The 23,243-nt window shown below is 72.3% G+C and carries 17 protein-coding genes; all 17 read left to right on the top strand.

Annotation, left to right across the window (positions count from 1 at the left end):
- Positions 1-203 precede the first annotated feature (203 nt).
- The 17 genes from Q7L73_RS17770 to Q7L73_RS17850 all read left to right on the top strand — a co-directional run bounded on the left by Q7L73_RS17770 (position 204) and on the right by Q7L73_RS17850 (position 23,230).
- The gene (locus tag Q7L73_RS17770; RefSeq protein ID WP_304691069.1) at positions 204-3,443 is read left to right on the top strand and encodes a hypothetical protein; all 3,240 of its coding nucleotides are present in this window, start codon (positions 204-206) and stop codon (positions 3,441-3,443) included.
- 126 nt (positions 3,444-3,569) lie between these two features.
- Entirely contained in the window at positions 3,570-4,409 is an 840-nt protein-coding gene (locus Q7L73_RS17775; protein WP_370552398.1) for a hypothetical protein, read from the top strand.
- A gap of 75 nt (positions 4,410-4,484) precedes the next feature.
- The gene (locus Q7L73_RS17780) at positions 4,485-6,278 is read left to right on the top strand and encodes a fumarate reductase/succinate dehydrogenase flavoprotein subunit (protein WP_370552401.1); all 1,794 of its coding nucleotides are present in this window, start codon (positions 4,485-4,487) and stop codon (positions 6,276-6,278) included.
- 1 nt (position 6,279) lies between these two features.
- A complete protein-coding gene (locus Q7L73_RS17785) occupies positions 6,280-7,056 on the top strand; it encodes a succinate dehydrogenase/fumarate reductase iron-sulfur subunit (RefSeq protein ID WP_304691072.1) in 777 nt (258 codons plus the stop codon).
- A 57-nt stretch (positions 7,057-7,113) separates the two neighbouring features.
- Positions 7,114-7,734, top strand: coding sequence for a TetR family transcriptional regulator (locus tag Q7L73_RS17790; RefSeq protein ID WP_304691073.1), 621 nt, complete (start codon positions 7,114-7,116; stop codon positions 7,732-7,734).
- A gap of 107 nt (positions 7,735-7,841) precedes the next feature.
- Entirely contained in the window at positions 7,842-10,934 is a 3,093-nt protein-coding gene (locus Q7L73_RS17795) for a hypothetical protein (protein ID WP_304691074.1), read from the top strand.
- 497 nt (positions 10,935-11,431) lie between these two features.
- Entirely contained in the window at positions 11,432-11,812 is a 381-nt protein-coding gene (locus Q7L73_RS17800; protein WP_304715599.1) for a multidrug efflux SMR transporter, read from the top strand.
- A 37-nt stretch (positions 11,813-11,849) separates the two neighbouring features.
- On the top strand, positions 11,850-13,391 hold the full coding sequence (locus Q7L73_RS17805; protein ID WP_304691076.1) for a PucR family transcriptional regulator: 1,542 nt from the start codon (positions 11,850-11,852) through the stop codon (positions 13,389-13,391).
- Between the two features lie 88 nt (positions 13,392-13,479).
- A complete protein-coding gene (locus tag Q7L73_RS17810) occupies positions 13,480-15,378 on the top strand; it encodes a branched-chain amino acid ABC transporter ATP-binding protein/permease (protein ID WP_304691077.1) in 1,899 nt (632 codons plus the stop codon).
- Positions 15,375-16,589 carry an ABC transporter substrate-binding protein gene (locus tag Q7L73_RS17815; protein WP_304691078.1) on the top strand — a complete coding sequence of 405 codons (1,215 nt, stop codon included), beginning with the start codon at positions 15,375-15,377 and terminating at the stop codon, positions 16,587-16,589. The genes Q7L73_RS17810 and Q7L73_RS17815 overlap by 4 nt, the downstream gene beginning before the upstream one ends.
- A gap of 1 nt (position 16,590) precedes the next feature.
- Entirely contained in the window at positions 16,591-17,337 is a 747-nt protein-coding gene (locus Q7L73_RS17820; protein WP_304691079.1) for an ABC transporter ATP-binding protein, read from the top strand.
- A gap of 2 nt (positions 17,338-17,339) precedes the next feature.
- The gene (locus tag Q7L73_RS17825; RefSeq protein WP_304691080.1) at positions 17,340-18,236 is read left to right on the top strand and encodes a branched-chain amino acid ABC transporter permease; all 897 of its coding nucleotides are present in this window, start codon (positions 17,340-17,342) and stop codon (positions 18,234-18,236) included.
- Positions 18,233-19,528 (top strand): Xaa-Pro peptidase family protein, encoded by a 1,296-nt coding sequence (locus Q7L73_RS17830; protein ID WP_304691081.1) that lies wholly within the window; start codon positions 18,233-18,235, stop codon positions 19,526-19,528. Before Q7L73_RS17825 ends, Q7L73_RS17830 begins: the two co-directional genes overlap by 4 nt.
- Complete coding sequence (locus Q7L73_RS17835; RefSeq protein WP_304691082.1) at positions 19,525-20,808, top strand: NAD(P)/FAD-dependent oxidoreductase; 1,284 nt, start codon at positions 19,525-19,527, stop codon at positions 20,806-20,808. The genes Q7L73_RS17830 and Q7L73_RS17835 overlap by 4 nt, the downstream gene beginning before the upstream one ends.
- Before the next feature lie 24 nt (positions 20,809-20,832).
- Positions 20,833-22,134, top strand: coding sequence for a M28 family metallopeptidase (locus Q7L73_RS17840; RefSeq protein WP_304691083.1), 1,302 nt, complete (start codon positions 20,833-20,835; stop codon positions 22,132-22,134).
- Positions 22,134-22,547: a cupin domain-containing protein gene (locus tag Q7L73_RS17845; RefSeq protein WP_304691084.1), complete on the top strand. Its 414-nt coding sequence runs from the start codon at positions 22,134-22,136 to the stop codon at positions 22,545-22,547. Before Q7L73_RS17840 ends, Q7L73_RS17845 begins: the two co-directional genes overlap by 1 nt.
- Entirely contained in the window at positions 22,544-23,230 is a 687-nt protein-coding gene (locus tag Q7L73_RS17850) for a cupin domain-containing protein (RefSeq protein WP_304691085.1), read from the top strand. The genes Q7L73_RS17845 and Q7L73_RS17850 overlap by 4 nt, the downstream gene beginning before the upstream one ends.
- Positions 23,231-23,243 lie beyond the last annotated feature (13 nt).

The following is a 23,243-nucleotide window of genomic DNA, read 5'->3' on the forward strand; positions in this document are numbered from 1 at the left end:
CCTCCGCCTCGCACGGCCTCCCGACCATCGATGAACACCCTGAGTGACCCACTAGGTGGGGCATCGAGGAGGCCCAGCGCATTGGAAACGTACCGTTGCCAATTGGGTGAGAAGTCGAGCAAATCAGTCACTGACTGATGACAGGTTCGCTCCTCCCAGAGTTGACGATCTCTCGGTTCCCCGTCCCGAGCAAGGACCGTCACGTGTCACCACGCCCTGCCCGATTGCTTCCAGCCGCCCTCGCGGCGCTCGCCCTGCTGGGCCTTACCAGCTCCGCGTCCGAGGCCTCGACCGCCTATATCGGCACGACCAGCTCCGGGCTCTACGCCGTGAACCTCGAGACCGGGCTGCCGACCACGCTGCCCGTGCTCAACCCGACGGGCACCAAGCGCATCGAGGTCTCCGCGGACGACAGAACCGCGTACGTCCTGCATGGCGGGACGACCTCGGGCGCCCTCACCACGATCGACGTCGCGACGAACACGCTCGGTACGCCGGTCACGTCGCCGAGCCTGGCGAACCCGACGACGGCCCGGCTCGCGCCGGACGGCCGCACGCTCTACGTCGCCGCCGGCCCGCGCGTCGTGCCGGTCGACGTCTCCGGCGCGACCCCGGTGGTCGGCACCCCGATCACGCTGACGGGCACCGTCAGCGCGCTTGCAGTCGCCCCGAACGGCAAGCTGTACGTCGCGATCAACCAGCGCGACGTCGCCGAGCTCGACCTCGCGACCGGGACGCTGAAGCCGGGCCTGAGAATCACGGACACGACGATCGACCTGCTCGTCGGCCCCGACGGCACGACGCTCTACGCCGGCACGATCAACGGCTCCCGGCCGCTCGTGCAGGCGATCGACCTCGCGACGATGACCCAGAAGCCGTCGATCCTGCTCCAGGGCGGGACGCAGACGGGCAGCTTGACGATCAGCGGCGACAGCAGAGATCTGCTGGTCACGCACTACACCAACACGCACGACTCGTACGTCTCGCGGATCGACCTGGCGACGAGCGCCGTGACCGAGCAGATCAGACTCGGGGAGACTCCCCAGGGCGGGCGCGCCGCGGCGCTCGGCCCGCGCGGCTCGCGGCTCTACGTCGCCGGGCTCGCGTCCCGGAAGCTGATCCCGGTCGGCGTCACCGGCGGCTCCCTCTTCACCCCGCCTGAGGCCCAGTTCCCCCAGATCACGACCAACACCAGCAACACGCCGATCGCCATCGGCATCGCCGACACGGTGCCCGCTCCCGAGGACGTCGCCGCCCCGGCGATCGCCGCTCCGTACGAGCTGGAGCTGATCGAGGGCTTCACCGGAGTGGTCGGGGACCCGACGAACCCGACGCTGCCGATCTCGGTCAAGCAGGCGTTCGTCGCCGGCGGGGAGGTCCCGGCCAACGAGCTGCGGATCACGAACGTGCAGAGCGACAGCCCGGCTGTGATCGCGAGCGACAAGGTCACCGTGATCGGCAGCGGGCCCGACCGGCGCGTCGCGTTCCAGCCGGTCGGCGACGGCAAGGCGCGGATCACGCTGACGGTCAGCGGACTGGCCGGCAAGACCGGCACGTTCTCGTTCGACTACTGGGCGACGAAGGCGACGACGCCGACGAGCCGCGTGCTGCAGAGCACCTCGGACCTCTCGACGGCGCAGGACGTCGGTGACGGGCACCTGCTGGTCGCCGACGACGAGAAGAACGACATCCGGCTGTACGACGCGCGCGTCTCGGGGCTGCCGGTCGCGACGTTCCAGCTCGGCCCGGTCCAGACCGGCGTCGAGAACGAGGTGGACTTCGAGTCCTCCGCGCGTGCCGGCGACACGATCTACTGGCTCGGCTCGCAGCTCGCCAGCGACAACCGCTACGACATCTACAAGACCCGGCTCGTCGGACGGGGCGCCGCGGCGCGGTTGGTGCCGGTCGGCAGCCCGTACAAGGACCTGATGCGCGACCTGCAGCGCTGGGACGCCGCCCACGGCACCCCGTTCGGGATGCTCAGCACGGCGCCGGCCCTGAACATCGAGGGCTCCGAGTTCGCGCCCGGCTCGACCTCCACGCTGTACATCGGCGTGCGCGACAAGCTCCTGGGGACGAACGCCATCGTCGTTCCGGTGACGAACTTCGACAAGCTCCACAACGGCGACGGCGAGCGTGCCGAGTTCGACGAGCCGATCGTCCTGGATCTCAGCGGCGGAACGATCCGCGAGATCCGCAAGAACAAGAACGACCAGTACCTGATCATCTCCCAGGGCGCCTTCGTCGGCGACTCGACCTACGGGCTGTGGAGCTGGAGCGGCGTGCGCGGCGACCAGCCGATGTACGTGCGGGCGCTGCCCGAGAGCACCGAGAAGTGGGCCGACAACGCCGACGGCTGGGAGGCGATCGGGACGATGCCCGACCTGCTGCTGCCCGACGGCAGAGTCCAGACGGGGCTCGACCAGGGCGAGGCGCGGCTGTACACGCCGTACAACAGCAGCACGGTGAAGAACAAGCGCCTGCAGGGGCGGCCGTTCAAGCAGAAGGCGCGCGTCGACTGGTTCGCGTTCGACAACCCGAACGTCGGCGCGGTCGCGCAGGCGACGACGCCGGCGTTCGCCGCGCAGGCGACCGGGACGACCGGGCCCGGCCAGTGGGTCACCGTCACGAACCCGGGCGCGCAGCTGCTGAAGGTCAGCGACGTGCGCTACAAGGGCGACGACGAGGCGTCCGAGGGCGAGTTCCTCGTCGCGGCCGACGAGTGCGAGGGCGAGACGATCCGTCCCGGCGGCAGCTGCCGCGTGCAGGTGCGCTTCTCGCCCGCGCGCGAGGGCGCCACGACGGCCGGGAAGCTCATCGTCAAGGCGAACGTCCCCGGCAGCCAGACGCTCGTCCCGCTGACGGGCACGAGCACCACGCTGCCCGCCGGGCCGCGCGGTGACGACGGCGCGTCCGGCACGCCCGGCACCCCCGGAACGCCTGGCACGCCCGGCACCCCCGGCAGCAAGGGCGACACCGGTGCAAACGGCACCGACGGCAGAGCCGGCGCGAACGGCAGAGACGGCGTGAACGGCGGCGTCGGCCCGATCGGTCCGCTTGGCCCGATCGGTCCGCAGGGTCCGATCGGCCCGAAGGGCGACGCCGGCGCGGCCGGTCGCGACGGGACGTTCGCGTTCGCGGCGACCCGCTCGAAGGTCTCGGTCCGCCGCGGCCAGACGGCCCGCGTGTCGTTCCGGATCAGCAACGGCACGGCCACGACGCTGCAGAGCGCCTCGGCGACGGCGAAGACGCCGAAGGCGCTGCGCGCCTCGGGCCGGACCTCGCTGAAGATCGCCGCGCTGGAGGGCGGTCAGTCGCGCACGATCACGGTGCGGCTGAAGATCGGCCGCAGCGCGAAGGTCGCCTCCCACGCCGTGCGGGTGTCGCTGAAGATCGGCAGCCAGACCGTGACCCGCACCGTCATGGTGCAGGTCCGGCGCTAGCGCAAACGGACCGGGCCCCGGGCGCGTCATGCGCCCGGCGCCCGGCCGGGTGCGCCGGTTGGCGCAAGTTACGCTCGGCTGACGCGAAACTGGCAGACTGCGCACGCGTATACCCGACGGGCGGAGATGTCGATGGCGTCGACGGAGACTCGGCAGGCAACGAGGGAGACAGCTCAAGCGGGCGTCAACGGGCCCACTCGGGCCCGGATCGGCGTCAAGACGCTGCGGACCGACCGCTGGTGGCTCTACCCACTGGCGACGTTCGCGGTCTTCTCGGCGTTCGTCGCGTACGCGACGTTCCGGGCGGTCTGGGGCCACGACTACTTCGCCGAGCCGTACCTCTCACCGTTCTACTCCCCGTGCTTGACCGACTCCTGCGTCAAGGGGTCCTCAGACTTCGGGCAGCCGTTCAGCTGGTGGGGCCTCTCGCCGGCGCTGATCATATTGATCTTCCCGCTCGGCTTCCGGATGTCGTGTTACTACTACCGCAAGGCGTATTACCGCTCGTTCTGGCTCTCTCCGCCGGCCTGCGCCGTGGCCGAGCCGCACGCGAGATACACCGGCGAGACGCGGTTCCCGCTGATCTTCCAGAACGTCCATCGCTGGTTCTGGTACGCGGCGGTGGTGGTCAGCCTGATCCTGACCTACGACGTCGTGCTGGCCTTCGGGCCGGCCGAGGGCGAGTCCAGCGGCATCCACATGGGCCTCGGCACCCTGCTGATGCTGATCAACGTGGTCTTCATCTGGGCGTACACGCTCGGCTGTCACTCCTGTCGCCACATCATGGGCGGACGGCTGCGGCACTTCTCGAAGCACCCGATCCGTTACAAGGCATGGACGCTGGCGTCGAAGCTGAACGCGAGACACGCCAATTACGCCTGGTACTCGCTGTTCTCGATCGCCATCGTGGACGTCTACATCTTCCTGCTGGCGGCCAACGTCTTCAACGACCCGCGATTCTTCTAAGGACTTGGCCTTCCGATGAGTGAGACGCGACACCCCATGACCGGCAACGTGATGTCGGGCGATGGGACGGGTGGCATGGAGCGGCACACGTACGACGTGGTCGTGATCGGCGCCGGCGGCGCCGGCCTGCGGGCGGCCATCGCCGCCCACGACGCGGGCGCGAGAACGGCGCTCGTCTGCAAGTCACTGCTGGGCAAGGCCCACACGGTGATGGCCGAGGGCGGCATCGCGGCGGCGATGGGCAACCGCTGGCCCGAGGACAACTGGGAAGTGCACTTCCGCGACACGATGCGCGGCGGCAAGATGCTGAACAACTGGCGGATGGCGCAGCTGCACGCGCAGGAGGCGCCCGAGCGGGTGATGGAGCTCGAGGACTGGGGCGCCCTCTTCGACCGCACCGACGACGGCCTGATCTCGCAGCGCGACTTCGGCGGCCACAAGTACGCGCGGCTCGCGCACGTCGGTGACCGCACCGGCCTGGAGATGATCCGCACCCTGCAGCAGCGTGCCGTCGAGCTCGGCATCGACGTCTTCATGGAGTGCACGATCACCGACCTCTTCAAGGACGGCGACAAGATCTCCGGCGCCTTCGGCTACTGGCGCGAGTCCGGCCGCTTCATCACCTTCGAGGCACCGTCGGTGATCCTCGCGACCGGCGGCATCGGCAAGTCCTTCAAGGTCACCTCGAACTCGTGGGAGTACACCGGCGACGGCCACGCGCTCGCGATGCGGGCCGGGGCCTCGCTCATCAACATGGAGTTCGTGCAGTTCCACCCGACCGGCATGGTCTGGCCGCCCTCGGTGAAGGGACTGCTGGTGACGGAGTCGGTGCGCGGCGACGGCGGCATCTTGAAGAACTCCGAGGGCGAGCGCTTCATGTTCAGATACATCCCGGAGTTCTTCAAGAGCGAGACGGCCGACACGATCGAGGAGGCCGACCGCTGGTACGAGGACAAGAAGAACAACCGCCGTCCCCCGGAGCTGCTCCCGCGTGACGAGGTCGCGCGCGCGATCAACTCCGAGATCAAGGCCGGACGCGGCACGCCGCACGGCGGCATCTACCTCGACATCGCGTCCCGTCGCACGCCGGAGTTCATCCGCAAGCGGCTGCCGTCGATGTACCACCAGTTCAAGGAGCTGGCCGACGTCGACATCACGGCCGAGCCGATGGAGATCGGCCCGACCTGCCATTACGTGATGGGCGGCGTCGAGGTCGACGCGGACACGCAGGAGAGCGCGATCACCGGCCTCTACGCCGTCGGCGAGTGCTCCGGCGGCATGCACGGCTCCAACCGGCTCGGCGGCAACTCGCTCGGCGACCTGCTGGTCTTCGGCAAGCGGGCCGGCGAGGCGGCGACGGCGTACGGCAGCTCGCTGGGAGCTGACCGGCCGAAGATCGACGAGGCCGACGTCAAGGCGGCGGCGGAGAGCGCGCTGGCGCCGTTCGAGGTCGAGGGCGGAGAGAATCCCTACACGATCCAGTCCGACCTCCAGCAGTCGATGAACGACCTCGTCGGCATCATCCGCACCGCCTCCGAGCTGGAGGAGTCGCTCTCCGAGATCGAGGCGTTCAAGACGCGGGCGAAGGCGATGAAGGTCGAGGGCCACCGGCAGTACAACCCCGGCTGGCACCTCGCGATCGACCTGCGCAACATGCTGATCGTCAGCGAGTGCATCGCCAAGGCGGCGCTGGCGCGCGAGGAGTCGCGCGGCGGCCACACCCGCGACGACTTCCCCGGCCCTGACGCCGTCTGGGGGACGAAGAACCTCGTCGTCAACCTGAACGCCGCCGGCACCGGAGTCGACCTGCACGAGAAGCCGCTCCCGGTGATGCCGGACGAGCTCAAGACGTACTTCGAGGAGAAGTGACATGGGCTACGACCTGAAGATGCGGATCTGGCGCGGCGACCAGAGCGGCGGCGACCTCGAGGACCACACGGTCGAGGTGTCCGAGGGCGAGGTCGTCCTCGACGCGTTGCACCGGGTGCAGGCGACCCAGGCCGGCGACCTCGCGATCCGCTGGAACTGCAAGGCCGGCAAGTGCGGCTCCTGCAGCGCCGAGATCAACGGCAAGCCGCGGCTGCTCTGCATGACGCGGCTTTCCGACTTCGACACGTCCGAGACGATCACCGTCACGCCGATGCGCACCTTCCCGGTGATCCGCGACCTCGTCACCGACGTCTCCTTCAACTACGAGAAGGCGAAGGAGCTGCCGTCGTTCGCGCCGCCGCCGCGCGACGCGGACAACAAGCGCCGGATGCAGCAGATCGACGTCGAGCGCGGGCAGGAGTTCCGCAAGTGCATCGAGTGCTTCCTGTGCCAGAACACCTGCCACGTCGTCCGTGACCACGAGGAGAACAAGCCCGCCTTCGCCGGCCCGCGCTTCTTCCTGCGGTACGCCGAGCTCGACATGCACCCGCTCGACACCCACGACCGTCGCGAGCTGGCCCAGGGTGCCGCCGGCCTCGGCATGTGCAACATCACCAAGTGCTGCACCGAGGTCTGCCCCGAGGGCATCAGAATCACCGACAACGCGATCATCCCGATGAAGGAGCGCGTCGTCGACCGCAAGTACGACCCGCTGCTGACGATCGGCAACCTGATCGGCCTGCGCAACAAGGACACCGAGGGGCGCAGAGAGGTCTAGCGGGGCCGCGCGCGGCGAAGCAGGTCAGCTTCCGGATCGGTGAGCTACGCTCGGTGCGTGAGCGCCAGGCCGCCGGGACGGACGAACACCGCTGTCGCCCGGGGCGAGGCGCGCCGCGCCGCGATCGTGGCGGCCGCGACGGAGCTGTTCGCCGAGGCGGGGTATCACGCGACGACGCTCTCCGACGTGGGCGCGCGGGTTGGGATCAAGCGGCCCGCGGTCCTGCATCACTTCGCGTCGAAGGAGCGGCTCGTGCACGCGGTGCTGGACGAGCATGAGCGGCGCTTCAACGCGGTCCGCATCCGCATCGCCCAGCACCGGGGGCTCGACGCGCTGCGCCAGATGATCCAGGTCATCGAGTTCCAGCGCGACAACCCCAAGCGCACCGTGCTGTGGAACATGCTCCTGGCCGAGAGCGCCACGCCGGACGCCCCGATGCGCGAGCGGATGCTCGGCAACTACAACCTCTTCCGCTTCTCGGTCACGTTCTTCCTGCGGCAGGCGGAGGAGGACGGCGAGCTGCGGCCCGGCGTCGACTTCGACCGCGAGGCCAACGCGCTGATCGCGTTCTTCAACGGGCTGGAGACGTCGTGGCTGCTCGATCCCGCGGTGCCGATCGTCGATCTCGCCCGCTGGTTCGTGGACGAGATGATCGCGCGCGTCCAAAAGCCGGGCTGACCGCAGACGCGCCGGTTGCAAGCTGACTGACTGTGTGTCAGCCTGTGCAGGCTGACCTGTCGTCAGTCTGCTGTTCGATCGTCGTCCCCCGCCTCCAGGAGCCGTCTGTGCCTCGTTTCGCCCGTGTCGCGGCGCTCGTCGTCGTCGCCCTGTCCCCGCTTGTCCTCGCGCCGGCCGGCGCCAGCGCGGCACCGGCGACCGCGACCGCAGCCGGGCGCCTCGTGACCGTGACCGCCCCGGGAGTCGTCCGCGGCGGCATCTCGGTGCGGTGGCGCACGACGACGAAGCTGGCGTCCGCGCGGCTGACGCTGAACGGCCGCCGCGTCGCCGCGGCGAACCGGCTCGTGCTGAAGGGCGCGCGCGCTCGGCTCGCGCTCGACGCCGCCGACGGCGTGCGCTTCGGCAGCAACCGGCTCGTGGCGCAGGTCGTCGGGAAGCAGGGCCGCCGGCAGACCGTCCGTCGCACCGTCGTCGTGCGCCGCGACGCGCCGCTGCCCGCCGTGCAGACGCGCGGCGGCCGCGTCGCCGGTCGCACGATCCGGCTCGACGGCCGCGGCACCCGCAGCACGTCGCCGTCGCTCAGCTACCGCTGGCGCGTCGTGCGCGCGCCCCGCGGTGCGAAGGCGAGGCTCGTCGGCGCGCGCACCACCACGCCGCGCCTCGTCGGCTCGCTGCCGGGCCGCTACGGGATCGCGCTGACCGTGCGCGAGCGTTCGCGGGGGAAGCGCTCGCCCGCCTTCCTGAGCGCCTCCGGCTGCTCGGTCGCCGCCAAGGCACCCTCCGGCGAGGTCCCCGCGGGGCCGCGCGCGCCCGTCGCGTCGACGCCGGCCGCCAGGCTGCGCGCCGCGGCGATCTCGGTCGTGAAGCCGACGACCGGGGCCGCCTCGCCGCTGCCGGCCGGGGCCGCGACGGCCGGCTGCACGACGCACGTGGAGAGCGTCGACGTCGGCGTCAACGCGCTTCCGATCGGCGTCGCGATCGACACCCACGCGCTCGTCAGGGGCGTGCGCAGCATCGTCGTCGGCGACCGCGCCTTTCCGCTTCCCGCCGCCGGTGACGGCGCCGCGGCGGCGATCTTCGACGCTGAGACGATGGAGCTGATCTCGTTCGTCAGCCCGCTGCCGCAGACGCTCGGGCAGTCGCCGGTCACCGCCTTCCAGGCCGCGGCGCAGCAGTCCTCCCAGTACGTCAAGGCCGGCCAACCGGTCCTGATCGTCGCCGCCGGCGTCGCCGGCTGCTGCGGCACCGACACGCAGGACTCCGCGGCGGGCTTCAGCGCGATCGCGACCTACGGCAGCGTCAACGGCGGGGCGAGCCCGACGCTCAACGAGGGCCAGATCCTGGGCGGACCCGAGACGGTCGCCGGCGAGCAGATCGGCTGGCTCCAGCCCGGCGTCCCGCTCGACGGCGCCGCCGCGCTCTACGGCTTCGTCTCGCCCGACCGGGCGACGTTCGACACGCAGGCGGCGACGACCGCGCTCTCCAACACGATGCAGGTCAACGGCACCACGTACCCCGGCACGCTGCCGGCGGGCACGACCGCCGGCTACCAGGTGCTCGTGCTCGACGCGTCGCTCACGCCCCAGCTGGGGACGCCGATCACCTACGGCACCGTCGGGACGGCCGGACCGGCCGCGGAGCAGCAGATGGCGCAGCTGCTGCAGCAGGCGTCGACGCTGCCGGGCAGCACGACGCTCGTCCAGAGCATCGACGACCCGTCGCCGCAGTCGCCCAGCGCGCTCGCGTCGGCGAAGGCGATCGGCGCGCTCGGCGGCTCGCCGTGGATGTTCCTCTCGGGCAACGCCTCGTACGCGCTCGTCGGCAATCCGATTCCGCAGTTCGGCACCGACCAGATCGCGCCGTGGGCCGCTGAGACGCAGAGCGGCTGGACCGCGGCCGCCAGCGGCAGACAGGGCGGCGGCAACGGCACGTTGAGCGGCGTGCTGCGCCGTCGCGGCGACTCCGCGTGGGCCTCCTCCGTCCAGAGCGCGCTGGCCGACACCGACACGCCGCCGGACTTCGGCCTCTCCCTCGTCGCCGTCCAGCCGGCGGTGCAGTGGCCGTACGACGCCACGCCCGGCCAGATCGCGGCGACGACCTGGATCGCCGAGCAGCTCGGCCTGCAGCCTGGGCCCGGCTCCTGCTGGCAGCCGTCCGTCCCCGACTTCCGCTCGTCGTACTGCAACGAGGCGATCGACTGGGACTCGATCGGCGACGAGCTGACCGAGCTGGGCTACCCGACCGCCTCGAAGCCGTCGTTCTCGCGCACGGACTTCGTGAACGTGCGCAGACAGCTGGGGATCGAGACCGGCAACATCGGGACGATCACGGCGCTGATCGGCACGCTGCAGGCGCCGTTCACGGCGTCGGCGAGCGGCGTGCCGGTCGACGCGCAGGCGATCGCCGGAGAGGTGATCAACGCGATCCCGCCGCCCTCCCCGAGCAGCACCAACGCCACCCTCTCGATCTTCGCGTCGATCCTGGAGGCGGCGGCGATCGTGCCGGAGGTCGGGTCGCTGCTCGGCGCCCTCGGCGCCTCGCTCGACTTCACCGCCGCGATGACGCAGACCGACGGCACGACCCGCCCCTACTGGCAGGTGCAGACCTCGGCCGATCAGATGGGCGCGCAGATGCTGAACACGCTCCAGACGATGTCGGGCCACCTCGACACGCTGGAGGAGATCCTCGTCTCCGACTGGGGCCGGATGTCGGCCGCCGTCGCCGGGGCCGAGGGGCCGTGGGGCGTCAACGGCGGCGGGCTCGCGCAGCAGGAGTCGGTGATGCAGCTCGGCGTCGAGCAGGCGATGTGGACGGGGATCCTGCCGGCCGCGTTCACGCTCAACTCGTTCCCCGGCGTCCAGGACGCGGCCCAGGTCTCGTGCGTCACGACCGACGATCCGCAGGAGTGGCTCCCGTGGGGCAAGGCGGCGTCGATCGGCAGCTTCCTGCCGCTGAACACCTGGCAGCAGTCGCCGACCGGCGGCATGGCGACGTCTTCGGGCGTCAGCGCGCTGCTGTCCGGCGACGTCGACACGAAGTCGTCGGTGGCGGTCAGCCCCGCGCTCGCCGGGCAGATGTTCGGTCCGCCGCAGCAGCAGGGGGCGGGCCTGATCCAGCCGTGGCTCTACGCGCGCGCGAACTGGACGGTCGTGTCGCCGTCGATGAACGGCCAGAACAACGAGTGCCAGATCGTCAGCTAGTTCGCTGAGGCCACGTTCTGCGATGCCGGTGTGCGGATGCTGTGAGCGCCGTCGCCGGTGCTCCCGGCATGAGCACCACGGCCGCCACCCTTCTCACCTCTTCGCAGCCGTCCTCGCGCGCCGGCGCCTCGCGAGAGCGAAGTGCCGGCGAAGTGAGCCAGATGATCCGCGACCTGGAAGAGCAACAGGAGGAGTCGCGTTCCGAAATCACCGACCTCGCCGGAAAGGCGCGGCGGGTGCTTCGAGCCTATGCCGTCGTCGGCGCTCCAGTGGCGTGGCGCCGGCGAACAGCTCGCGCTGCGCGTCGCGGAGCTGGCCGGCGGCCTCGGTGCCCTCGCGCGTCGGGCGCCGCAGCGCCTTGCTGGGCCCGAAGCGCATCCGTCCCTTGGCCGATCCCCGGAGAACGGCGCCGAGCGTCGGAGAGTCGACGATTGTCAGACACAGATCGAGCTGATTTCGTCATATCGCTGGCGGAGCGCCGTGTTCAGAGGAATGTCATGCACAAGCACCGTAGATCGAGCGGCGAACGAGCGGTCCGTGAGGGCAGGCGATTGAGCCTCACATGGCTGCTGATCGTCGTCGGCGTCGTCTTCGAGATCGGCTTCGCCTCATGTCTGAAGCTCAGCGACGGCTTCACGCGTCCGATGGCGACGCTCGGCGTACTCGCGTTCGGCACCGTCAGCCTCTTCTCGCTGTCGCACGCGATGCGGTCGATCGACGCCGGCCCGGCCTACGCCGTCTACACCGGGCTCGGCGCGACCGGGACGGCGCTGGTCGGCGTGCTGCTGCTCGGCGAGACGCTCGGGCCGGTTCGGGCTCTGGCGATCGTGGCAATCGTCGGAGGGGCTGTCACGTTGGCGCTCGCGGGCGGCGGATGAGCAGACCGACTCGCGGATCGACGGGTACGATCGGCGCGTGGGATCCCGGTCGATGCTGACCCTCGGCGACCTGCTCGACGAGGACGCGCTCGGCCTACGGCTGCTCGTCGGCGACGCTGCCGACCGCGACAGGCCGGTAGCGGGCGCCCACGCGATCGACGTGCCGCAGCCGTCTGCCTGGATCGACCGCGACTGGCTCGTGCTGACCGCCGGGACGATGCTGCGCGACGACGAGGAGTCGGTCGGCAAGCTCGTGCGCGAGCTGGCCGAGACCGGGGTCGCGGCGCTCGCGTTCGGGATCGAGCCGGTCTTCGACCACGTGCCCGAGACGCTGCTCGACGCCGCCCGCCGCGCGGGCCTGCCGGTCGTCGTCGTGCCGGCGCACACGCCCTTCCGCGAGATCGTCGAGCGGGTCGTGCGGGCGAGCCTGTCGGAGGACGTGCGCGCCTCGCAGCGACTCGTCGCGATGCAGCGCTACCTGATGGACGCGCTCGGCGACGAGCAGCCGCGGATGGCGGCGATCGAGCGGGTTGCCGCGCTCGTGCGCGGCGAGGTGGCGCTGCTGACGCGCGACGGCCGCGTCGACGTCACGACCGGGATCGTCCCCGCCGCCGAGCTGTGGGAGGCGATCACCGCGCGGCCGCAAACGACCCTGGAGCTGACCTGCAAAGGCGGGACCTGGATCGCGGTGCCGGTCCTGCGGCGTGACGGCGCCGTGCTGCGCTGGGTCGTCGCGAGCTCGGGGCAGAGCGGGTCGGTCCAGCTGACGAAGGCCGCTGTGCAGGCGGCGGTCCCGCTGCTGACAGGCATCGATCGGCTCGACGCGACCCGCCGCAAGCAGGACCGCGCGCTGCGCGCCGTCGCCTTCCAAGGGCTGCTGGCGGGCACCGCTGACCCGCTCGTCGCCGCGCAGCTCACTGAGCTGGGTTTCGCGCCTGAGCAGCCGGTCGCGGCACTCGTCGCCGTGGCCGGCAGAGGCGACGATGACGCGCTGCTCTCTGCGGTCGAGGAGGCGCTCGACCACGCCCGCCTGCCGTTCGTCGCGCTCCAGCGCGGCGGGCGCGTCGTACTGCTCGTGCAGGCGGACGAGGCCGAGGTCGAGCGGCTCGCGCACGGGCTCGCCGGAGGCGACGGCGAACCCGCGGACGCGCCCGCGACGGCGATCGGCGTCGGGGGCCACGGTCGTCTGCACGGCGGCGTCGAGCGCTCCCACCGCGAGGCCGAGCTGGCGGTCGAGCACGCGGGCGGCGGCGCGCCGGTCGTGCGCTTCGACGCGCTCGGCACGACGACGGCGATCCTCGGCGAGATCCCGCTCGCGCAGGTCGGCGCGCGCGCCGAGCCGCTGTTCGAGCGGCTCGCGCGCCAACCGGCCGCACTGGAGACGTTGACCGCCTACTTCGACCACGACCTCAACGTCTCGACGACGGCCGTCCACCTGCACCTGCATCCCAACTCGCTCCGCTACCGCCTGTCGCGGATCGAGGAGGCGATCGGCGCGCCGCTGCGCACGCCCGCCGTGATCGCCGCCGTCTACCTCGCATTGCGCGCCGGCGGGCACGGCACGGCCGGCGATCGCTGACCCCGCTCGGGCGATCGGCGAACAATCGCCGCTCTCTTCTCGTTTCCGACAGTAGGCCGTGGGAAGGCCGCTCGGGGAGCATCGCATCATGCTGCGTCCCTCCCCCGAACCCGACGCGCCGGTGCGACGCACGCGCGTCCTGCCCGCGTCGGTCGCGCTGCGCTCGCTCGCCGGCGCGCTGTGGCTCGTCGTCCCGCTGATCGCGCTCGCGCTGCTCGCGCTCGCCGTCTTCGGGCCGACCGACCAGCGCACCTTCGTCACGTTCCTGATCAACGTGACGATCGTCGTCGGGCTCGGCGCCTTCGCCGGCAACGCGGGCGTGCTGAGCTTCGGCCACGCCGGCTTCGTCGCGCTCGGCGCCTACCTCGGCGGGATCCTCGCGATGACGCCCGCGCAGAAGGCGCTGGCGCTGCCGGACCTCCTCGGCGTGCTCGCGAACGCCCACCTCGCGACCCCGCTCGCGCTGCTCGTGACGGCGCTGGTCGTCGGCGCGATCGCGCTGCTGCCCGGCGTCGTCGTCGCGCGGATGACGCCGTCGGCGGCGGTGCTCGGCACGTTCGCGCTGCTGGTGATCGTCAACGACGTGCTGACCGGGGCGCGCAGCATCACGCGCGGCAACCAGACCTTCTTCGGCGTGCCGCCGCTCGCGACGATCATGACCTGTCTGCTCGTCGCGATCGCGGCGGTCGTCGTCGCCCGCCTCTATCGCGACTCGGCCTTCGGGCTGCGCCTGCGGGCCGCTCGCGAGGATCCGCTCGCGGCCTCGGCGGCCGGGATCGCGGTCGGCCGTCAGCGGCTGATCGCGTGGGTGCTGAGCGCGGCGATCTGCGCCGCCGGCGGCATGCTGCTGGGCGCCTACATCGGCGCCTTCTCACCGAAGACCTTCTACCTGACGCTGACGTTCCAACTGCTCGCGATGCTGCTCGTCGGCGGCTGGACGACGGTCTCCGGCGCGGTCGTCGGCGCCGCCGTCATCACGCTGCTGACGACCTTCCTCGGCGATCTCGCGACCGGCCCCGGTCCGCTGCCGGAGTTCCTCAGCCTGACCGAGGTCGGCATCAGCGTCTCGATCCTGATCGTCCTCTACTTCCGCCGCGACGGGCTGATGGGGCGGCTGGAGGTCGACGAGCACGTCGCCGCGTGGCGGCGCCGGCGGGCCGAGCGGGGCACGGCGGCGCCCGCGGCTCCAGCGCCGGGGGAGAGCCCGGCGCCGCTCGTCGCGCCGGAGCGGCCCGGCGCGAGCGCCGAGCTGGTCGTCGCCGGGCTGGCGAAGTCGTTCGACGGCCTGCATGTGCTGCGCGGCGTCGACGTGACCGTCCGCTCCGGCGAGATCCTCGGCGTGATCGGCCCCAACGGCTCCGGCAAGACGACGCTCGTCAACGCGATCACCGGCGTCGTGCGGCCCGAGCACGGCAGCATCGCGCTCGCCGGCCGCGAGCTGGCCGGCAGCGCGCCGTGCGACGTGACGCGCGCCGGCGTCGCCCGCACCTTCCAGAACATCCGCCTGTTCGCGACGCTGACCGTCCGCCAGAACGTGCAGGCAGCGGTCTCCGCGCACGGCGGCGGGACGCTCACGCCCGCGGCCGCCGACGCGCTGCTGCGGGTCGTCGCGCTCGACGACCTCGCCGAGCGCGAGAGCCGCTCGCTGCCCTACGGCGCCCAGCGGCGCCTGGAGATCGCTCGGGCGCTCGCGACCGATCCGCGGCTGCTGCTGCTCGACGAGCCGGCCGCTGGCCTCAACGACGTCGAGTCCGAGCGGCTGCTGCGGATGCTGCGGACGATCACCGCCGAGCGCGGCGTCGGCGTCCTGATCATCGACCACGACCTCGGGCTGATGATGCGCCTCTGCCACCGCATCGTCGTCCTGGACCAGGGCGCCGTCATCGCCGACGGCAGCCCCGACGAGATTCGCTCCAACCCCGAAGTGCTTCGCGCCTACATGGGCGCGAAGTCAGCGCAGGCACTCAACGAAAGACGGGCCGTATGAGCATCTTCAGGAGCCGTGCCGCAGTCGTCGCCGCGATCGCCGCGACGACGGCCGCAGGATTCGTCGCCGGCTGCGGCGACTCGACCGGGGGCGGGGGCTCGGCGTCTGGGGGAGGCGACGGCGGCGGCAAGGACACGTTCACGATCGGCGTCGCCAACGGGCAGACCGGCTACCTGGCGCCGTTCGACGTCCCGATCACGGCCGGCGTCAAGCAGCGCGCGGCCGAGCTGAACGAGAGCGGCGGTCTCGGCGGCAGAGCGAGAATCGAGATCAAGCTGCTCGACACGCGCTCCGACATCGGCGAGCAGGCGACGAAGACGCAGGAGCTGATCGGCGACGGCGTCGACGCGCTCGTGCTCGCCTGCGACTCCGACCCGGCGATCGCCGGCGGCCAGGTCGCGCAGCGGGCCGGCGTGCCGGCGTTCGCCTGTCCCTCCAACCCGGAGAGAGTCGGCGACCACCTGTTCCAGATGTTCGCCCCCGAGCGCGCCCATCCGAGCGTCGCCGCGCAGTACGCGATCGAGCGCGGCTGGAGACGCGGCTTCCTGCTCGGCTCGACCGACACCGCCTACACGCAGAACGGCGTCGACTACTTCAGAACGGTCTTCACCAGAGACGGCGGCGAGATCGTCGGCAGCGCCTCCTTCAGACTCGACCAGCAGGACTTCGCGACCGTCGTCCAGCAGATCAAGCGGGCCGACCCGCAGGTGCTCTACACGACGATGTACGAGCCGACGATCGCGACGCTGCTGAAGCAGCTGCGCGGCGCCGGCGTGACCGTGCCCGTGATCGGCGACTCGATCGAGTCGCCGGCGCTGCAGGACCTCCCGGCGAGCGTCCGCAGAGACGTCTACTTCACCAGCATCGTCGACACCAACCCGGACGCGCCGGCCGGCAGATTCATCGCCGCGATCGGCGACAGATACGGCGGCGACGCCGCCAGCGTCTACGCGGTGATGGGCTCCGACGTCGTCACCGTCCTCGACGCCGCCTACAGAGCGAGCGGTGGCGACGACGGCAGACTCGCGGCCGCGATAGCGGGCCTCAGCGACGTCGACGGGGTCGACGGCGCGATCTCCTACGACTGGCCCGGCGCCGGCAACACGCAGCTGCGCCCGGTGCTGGTCAAGTCGCTGCTCGGCGGCGACAAGACGAGAGTGTGGAAGCGCGTCACGCCCGACCCGTCCACCTATCCGCCGGTGATCGGCTGAGATGAGCGCCGCCGCTCCGACACCGCTGCTGGAGGTCGAACGGCTCGACGCCTTCTACGGCGCGATCCGGGCGCTGCGCGAGGTCTCGCTGTCGATCCGCAGAGGCGAGGTCGTCGCGCTGCTCGGCGCCAACGGCGCCGGCAAGACGAGCCTGATGCGGGCGATCGTCGGCGTCGGGCCGCAGGTCAGCGGCGGGCTGCGCCTGAACGGACGCGAGCTTGCCGGCGTGACGCCTGAGCAGCGCGTCCGCAGCGGCGTCGCGCTCGTCCCGGAGGGCCGGCACCTGTTCGGCTCGATGTCGATCGAGGACAACCTGCTGGTCGGCCGCGTCGGCGCCCGCGGCCGCGGCGCGCGCAGCCGCACGGCGGGCCTGTTGCGCGAGCTGAAGGAGCTGTTCCCGGTCCTGCGCGAGCGCTCCGGCCGGCTCGCCGGCAGCCTCTCCGGCGGCCAGCAGCAGCAGGTCGCGATCGCCCGCGCGCTGATGTCCGAGCCCGAGCTGCTGCTGCTCGACGAGCCGTCGCTCGGGCTCTCGCCGCAGGTCGTCGACGTCGTCTTCGAGACGATCGCGACGCTGCGCGAGCGCGGGATGACGATGCTGCTCGTGGAGCAGGACGTCGCCGAGGCGCTCGCGATCGCCGACCGCTGCCACGTGCTCGCGTCCGGGCGGATCACCCGCTCCGGCACCCCCGAGGAGATCGGCGACCACGAGCAGCTCGTCAGCGCCTACTTCGGAGCAGAGGAGTCGTAGAGATGGATTCGGTCGTTCAGACGCTCGTCAACGGCGTAGCGCTCGGGGGCACCTACGCGCTGCTCGCGATCGGGCTGGCGATGGTCTACTCGGTGATGGGCCTGATCAACTTCGCCCACGGCGAGCTGCTCACGATCACCGGCTACGCGCTCGTCGGCGCGCTGTCGCTCGGGATCCCGTTCTGGCCCGCGGCGCTGGTCGGCATCGCCGCCGCGGTGGTCGCGGCGGTCGCGATGGAGCGGATCGCCTTCCGGCCGCTGCGCGGGGCCTCGCTGGAGACGCTGCTGCTGTCCAGCTTCGCGATCAGCGTGGTGCTGCAGGTGCTGTTCGCGGAGCTGATCTCGACGCGCGCCAAACCAGTCCAGACGCCGGGGATCTTCTCCTCCAACGTGACGCTGCTGGGCGTCTCGATCGGCAGCCTCCAGCTCGTCACGATCGGCGTCGTGATCGTGCTGCTGGTCGGCCTGACGGTCTTCCTGCGCAGATCGATGCTGGGCCGCAGCGTGCGCGCCGCCGGGATCGACTTCGAGATGGCGCGGCTCGTGGGCGTGCGCGCCAACTCGATGTTCCTGCTCGCGTTCGCGCTGTCCGGCGCGCTCGCCGGCGTCGCCGGCCTGCTGTGGGTCGGCCAGCGCGGCTCGGTCGACCCCTCGATGGGGCTGGCGCCGGTCATCGCGGCCTTCCTCGCGACGATCATCGGCGGCCTCGGCAACCTCTCCGGCGCGGCGCTCGGCGGCCTCCTCTACGGCCTCCTGCAGACCGTGCTCGAACAGGTCCTGCCCGGCTCGCTGCAGCCCTACCGCGACGCGATCGTCGTCTCGCTCGTCGTCGCGATCCTGCTCTTCCGGCCCAACGGCGTGCTCTCGCGCGGCCGCGCCGGCCTGGTCCGCGAGGCGTGATCGGCCTCCTCCACGCCGGCCGCTGCTACGCGGCCGGCCGCCTGCTCGCCGTCGAACCCACCACCGAAGGAACCGCCGTGTCACTGCTCGACAGCCTCCGCGCCCATCCGCTGCCGAAGGAGCTGGCGTTCGAGCCGGCCGAGTACGCCGACCGCCTCGCCGCCGTCCGCGCCGAGATGGAGCGGCAGGGGCTCGACGCGCTGCTCGTCGGCAACAGCGGCAACCTCTGCTGGCTGACCGGCTACGACACCGTGATGCCGTCGGGCTCGACCTGCGCGATCGTCCCGCGGTCCGGGGAGATCGCGGTGATCTGTCCCGACCTGGAGCTGTCCTGCGTCGAGCTCTACACGGAGGTGCGCGAGGTCGAGATCGAGGGCTGGCACACCGGCCGCGACGTCGCCTCGCTGATCGCCGGCCGCCTGCGCGACGTCGCCGGCGCGGGCGCGCGCGTCGGGATCGAGCTGGGCAAGATCGACACCTACTCCTCGCCCGCGTTCGACCCCGCGACCGTGACCGCGGTGCAGCTCGCGCTGCCCGGCCGCGCGTGGGTCGACGCGACGCTGCTGATCCCCGGCCAGCGGCTGGTCAAGAGCGACGCCGAGCTGGCCGCGATGCGGACGGCCGGCGCCTACACGGCCGCGGGGCTGGAGGCGGCGGTCGAGGCCGTCGCGCCCGGCCGCACCGACAACGACCTCGCGGCCGCGATCTACGCCGCGACGATCGGCGCCGGCTCGGAGCTGATGCCGATCGACCCGATGGTCGTGCACGGCCGCCGCGCCGGCCACATGCCGTTCCTGACCCACCGCCGGATCCCGCTGGAGGCCGGCGACGCCGTCTACCTCGAGTCCTCCGGCGCGCACCTGCGCTACACGGCGCCGCTGATGCGGACCGCGAACGTCGGCGCGCCTTCCGCCGCGACTGCGCGCCTCGCCGACATGGCGCTCGCGCTTGTCGACGCGCTGCTGCGCGAGCTGCGGCCGGGCCGCAGCGGTGACGACGTCGCGCAGGCGGCGCGCGCGGCGATCGGGGAGCTGCCGGAGCACACCTTCTTCCCGGGCACGTTCGGCTACTCGTGCGGGCTCGGCCTGCAGCCGACCTGGACCGAGTACCCCGGCTACGTCGCGGAGGGGTCGAGCTTCGAGCTGCGCCCGCGGATGACGCTGCACCTGCCGATCTGCCTCTGGTCGCCGCGCGATCGCACCGGCGTCGGCTTCAGCGAGACGGTCGAGATCACTGACGCCGGCTGCGCGCTGATCACGCCCGGGAGCGGCCGCGAGCTGGTCGTCCGATGAGCGCCGCGCGACGCGACGCGATCGTGCTCGGCGCCGGCCTCGCCGGGCTGACGGCCGCGCGCGACCTCGCTGCCGCCGGGCTCGACGTGCTCGTGCTCGAAGGGCGCGAGCGGATCGGCGGGCGGACGCTGCAGCGGCCGTTCTGCGGGGACGGGCCGGCGGTCGAGATGGGCGGGACGTACTTCGTCGGCGCGCTCCAGCACGGGCTGCGGCGTGAGATCGAGCGTTACGGGCTGCGCGTCGCGCGTGCCGCCGAGACGCCGCCGCTGCGCTGGCACACGGGCGGCGAGCTGCGGCGCACGTGGCCGCTGCCGCCGCAGCAGATCGCCGACGCCGAGCGCGCCGCCGCGGCGCTGATCGAGGCGTCGAGGCTGATCGTCCCCGGGATGCCCTACGACGAGCAGGCGCTCGTGCCGCTCGACGAGCCGTACGCCGCCTTCCTCGACCGGCTGAAGCTGCCGGCCGCGACGCGCGACCTGTTCGCGTCGCTGCCGTGCTTCTTCGCCGGAGCGCATCCGGAAGCGCTGCGGCTGCTGCACGTCGTCGACTGGATCGCGCAGCTCGATCACAGCGTCTGGGCGCAGTTCGCCGCGCTGGAGGAGACCTTCGCCGACGGCACCGGCAGCCTCGTGCGGGCGCTCGCGGACGATGCTCGCGGCTCCGAGGTCCGGCTGGGCACGACGGTCGCGTCGCTGTCGCAGGACGGCGACGGCGTCGTCGTGCGGACCGCCGCCGGCGAGACGTTCGCCGCCGCGCGCGCGATCGTGACCGCGCCGGTCGAGACGTGGGAGCGGATCGCCTTCGACCCGCCGCTGCCGGCCGACAAGCTCGCCGCGGTCGACGCCGGCCACCGCGTCCGCACGCGCAAGCTGTGGCTGACGGTCGAGGGCGTGGAGGCGCCGTTCATCTGCGCCGGCAGCGGCTCGCCGCTGCAGTGGATCTCCTCCGAGGGAGAGGTCGGCGGCGCCGTCCTCTGCAGCGCCTTCGCGGGGATCGCGGAGGCGCTGGACCCGGACGACCGCGACGCCGTCGAGGCGGCGCTGCAGCCGTACCTGCCCGGCGCGCGCGTGCTCGCCGTCGACCACGAGGCCTGGAACGACGACCCGTTCTCCGACGGGATCTCGTTCCGGCCCCGCCTGCAGACGCCGCTGGCGCGCAGCGAGGGGCGGATCCACTTCGCCGGCGCCGACGTGGCGATCCACTGGCCGGCCTGGATGGCCGGCGCGATCGACAGCGGCGCCGCCGCCGCGCGCGACGTGCTCGCCGCGGCGCGCCCGTGACATCACCAGACGAGGAGACCTGAGATGGACCACGAGAAGGCCTACGACCACGTCGTCCGGCTCGCCGGCGCGAGCGGCCCGCGGCTTGCCGCGACCCCCGCCGCGCGCGCCGCCGAGGCGCAGCTGACCGGCGACTTCGAGCAGCTCGGCCTTACCGTCGAGCGCCACGCCTTCCGCCAGCCGGCCTACCGCGCGACCGCGTCGTCGCTGAATGCCGAGCTCGGCGGCGAGCGGGTCGCGCTGGAGCACCAGCCGGTCTGGTTCTCCGGCGACACCGGCCCGGAGCCGGTGCGCGGCCAGCTCCTGCACGTCGGCAACGGCTCGGAGGGCTACGTGCGCGGGCTCGACCCGGCCGGCAAGGTGCTGCTGATCTCGCGCGACTCCTACCTCGACTACCCCGACGACGCGCTCTACCGGCGGCTGCTCGCGTGGAGACCGGCCGCCGTCCTGCTGACGACCAACGGCGGCCACGCCGCGCCGCTGGACACCTTCTTCGACTGGGAGAAGCACGAGCAGGAGCCGCCCCCGCCGACGGTCGTGATCCACTACCGCGACGCCGAGCGGCTCGTGCAGGAGAACGCCGGCGAGATCGAGCTGCTGCTGAACTTCGAGATCGCCGACGGCGAGTGCGCGAACCTGATCGCGACGCTGCCCGGTGCCGACCCGGAGGCCGGCGCGGTGATCGTCGCCGCCCACTACGACACGGCGCCGACCGGCGCGGGCGCGATCGACAACGCCGGCGGCACCGCGATGGTGCAGTGCCTCGCCGAATGGCTCGCGGCCGAGACCGCCGCCGGGCGCCGCCCGCGCCGCACGGTCCGCTTCGTCGTCTACTCCGGCCACGAGACCGGCCTGCACGGCCCGCGCGCGCTCGTGCGCGACCGGCCCGAGCTGCTGGAGGAGACCGTCTTCGCGCTCAACTTCGACGTCGTCGGCCAGCCGATCCACCTCAACCACGTCTACGGGATCGCCGCGCCGTCGGTCATCGCGGCCGTGCGCGAGCGGGTCGAGGGGCTCGGCTTCGACTGGCCGGTCGCGGCGGCGGTCGTCCCGTACGACACCTTCAGCCTCTCCGGCGGCGGCGTGCCGTGGGTCAACCTCGGGCAGGGGATGACGAACTGGCTGCACACCGACGGCGACACCGTCGAGCGCGTCCACCCGAGCGCCTTCGTCGCGCCGCTCGCCTTCTCGCGCGCGGTGTTGGAGTGGGCGACCGGCGATGCCGAGATCGAGCAGGGCTACCCGGAGGGGCTGACCGCCTCGGTCAGAGCGTGCAGCGAGCTGTGGGGCTGGGACCTCACCTGGAGCGGGGCGGAGGTCGCCTGATGGCCGCTGCGGAGAGCGGTGCGGGCGCGCCCGGCGTCGCGCGCGGCGCGGGCGCGGGCGCAGACGCGGTCGTCGCCGTGACGCGCGAGGGGATCGAGCCGACGGTGCCCGCGATCGGGCCTGACGACGTGCTCAGCGAGACGTGGAGCGAGCTGGCGTGGAACCGGCTCGTGACCGGCGGCGGCGTCGCGATCGGCTCGTGGCACGGCGAGCCCGGCCGGCTGCGGATCGACGACCAACCGCATGACGAGCTGTCGGTGATCCAGTCCGGCCGCGTCGCGATCGTCGCCGACGGCGGGGCGCGCAGCGAGTTCGGCGCCGGCGAGGCGTTCGTGCTGCGGGCCGGCTTCAGCGGCGTCTGGGAGACGCTCGAGCCGACCGACAAGGTCTACGCGCTGCAGGTGCCGAAGTGAGCGCGCCGCAGCCGCCGGTCGCTCACGTCGACGACGAGCGCGAGTGGACCGAGTTCGGCGACGACGCCGTCTGGTACCTGCACGAGCAGACGACCGCGGAGGGCGCGGCGGCGACCGTCCGCTGCGGCCTCTTCCGCGTCGCGCCCGCGCCGTCGCAGCTGACGCTGCCCTACCACGAGACGATCGTCACGCTCGCGGGCGAGGGCACCACGACGGTCGGCGGGCAGGCGGTCGAGATCGCCCCCGGCCGGCAGCTGTTCCTGGAGGCGGGCGCGGCGGCGACGTTCGCGCCGCGCAGCCTGAACGTCGAGTTCATCACCGTGGTGGAGGCGGCGGGCGGCGACGCTGCGAGCGGCGCGGCAGGCGATGCGGCGGCCGGCGCGGCGCCCGCGCCCGCGCTCGGCCTCGCCGTGCTCGACGGCGCCGAGCCGGCGCTGCTGCGCACCGCCGCGGCGGCGCCCGCCGTCACGGCCGGGACGATCCGCCTCGCGGCGGGCGAGCACGAGCAGCAGGACGACGCCGACCGCAGCCTGGTCGTGCTCGACGGGGCCGGCGAGCTGCTGCTGCCCGACGGCACGGCGCGGCACCTGCGGGCCGGCACGATCGCCTTCCTCCCGCGTGGGCAGCGGGTCGCCTGGCGCGTCCGCGACCCGCTGCGGGCGTTCGTCACCGCGGTGCGCTGAAGCGGACGCGGGC

The organism is Conexibacter sp. CPCC 205762, assembly GCF_030646155.1.
In the GTDB taxonomy this organism is placed as follows: domain Bacteria; phylum Actinomycetota; class Thermoleophilia; order Solirubrobacterales; family Solirubrobacteraceae; genus Conexibacter.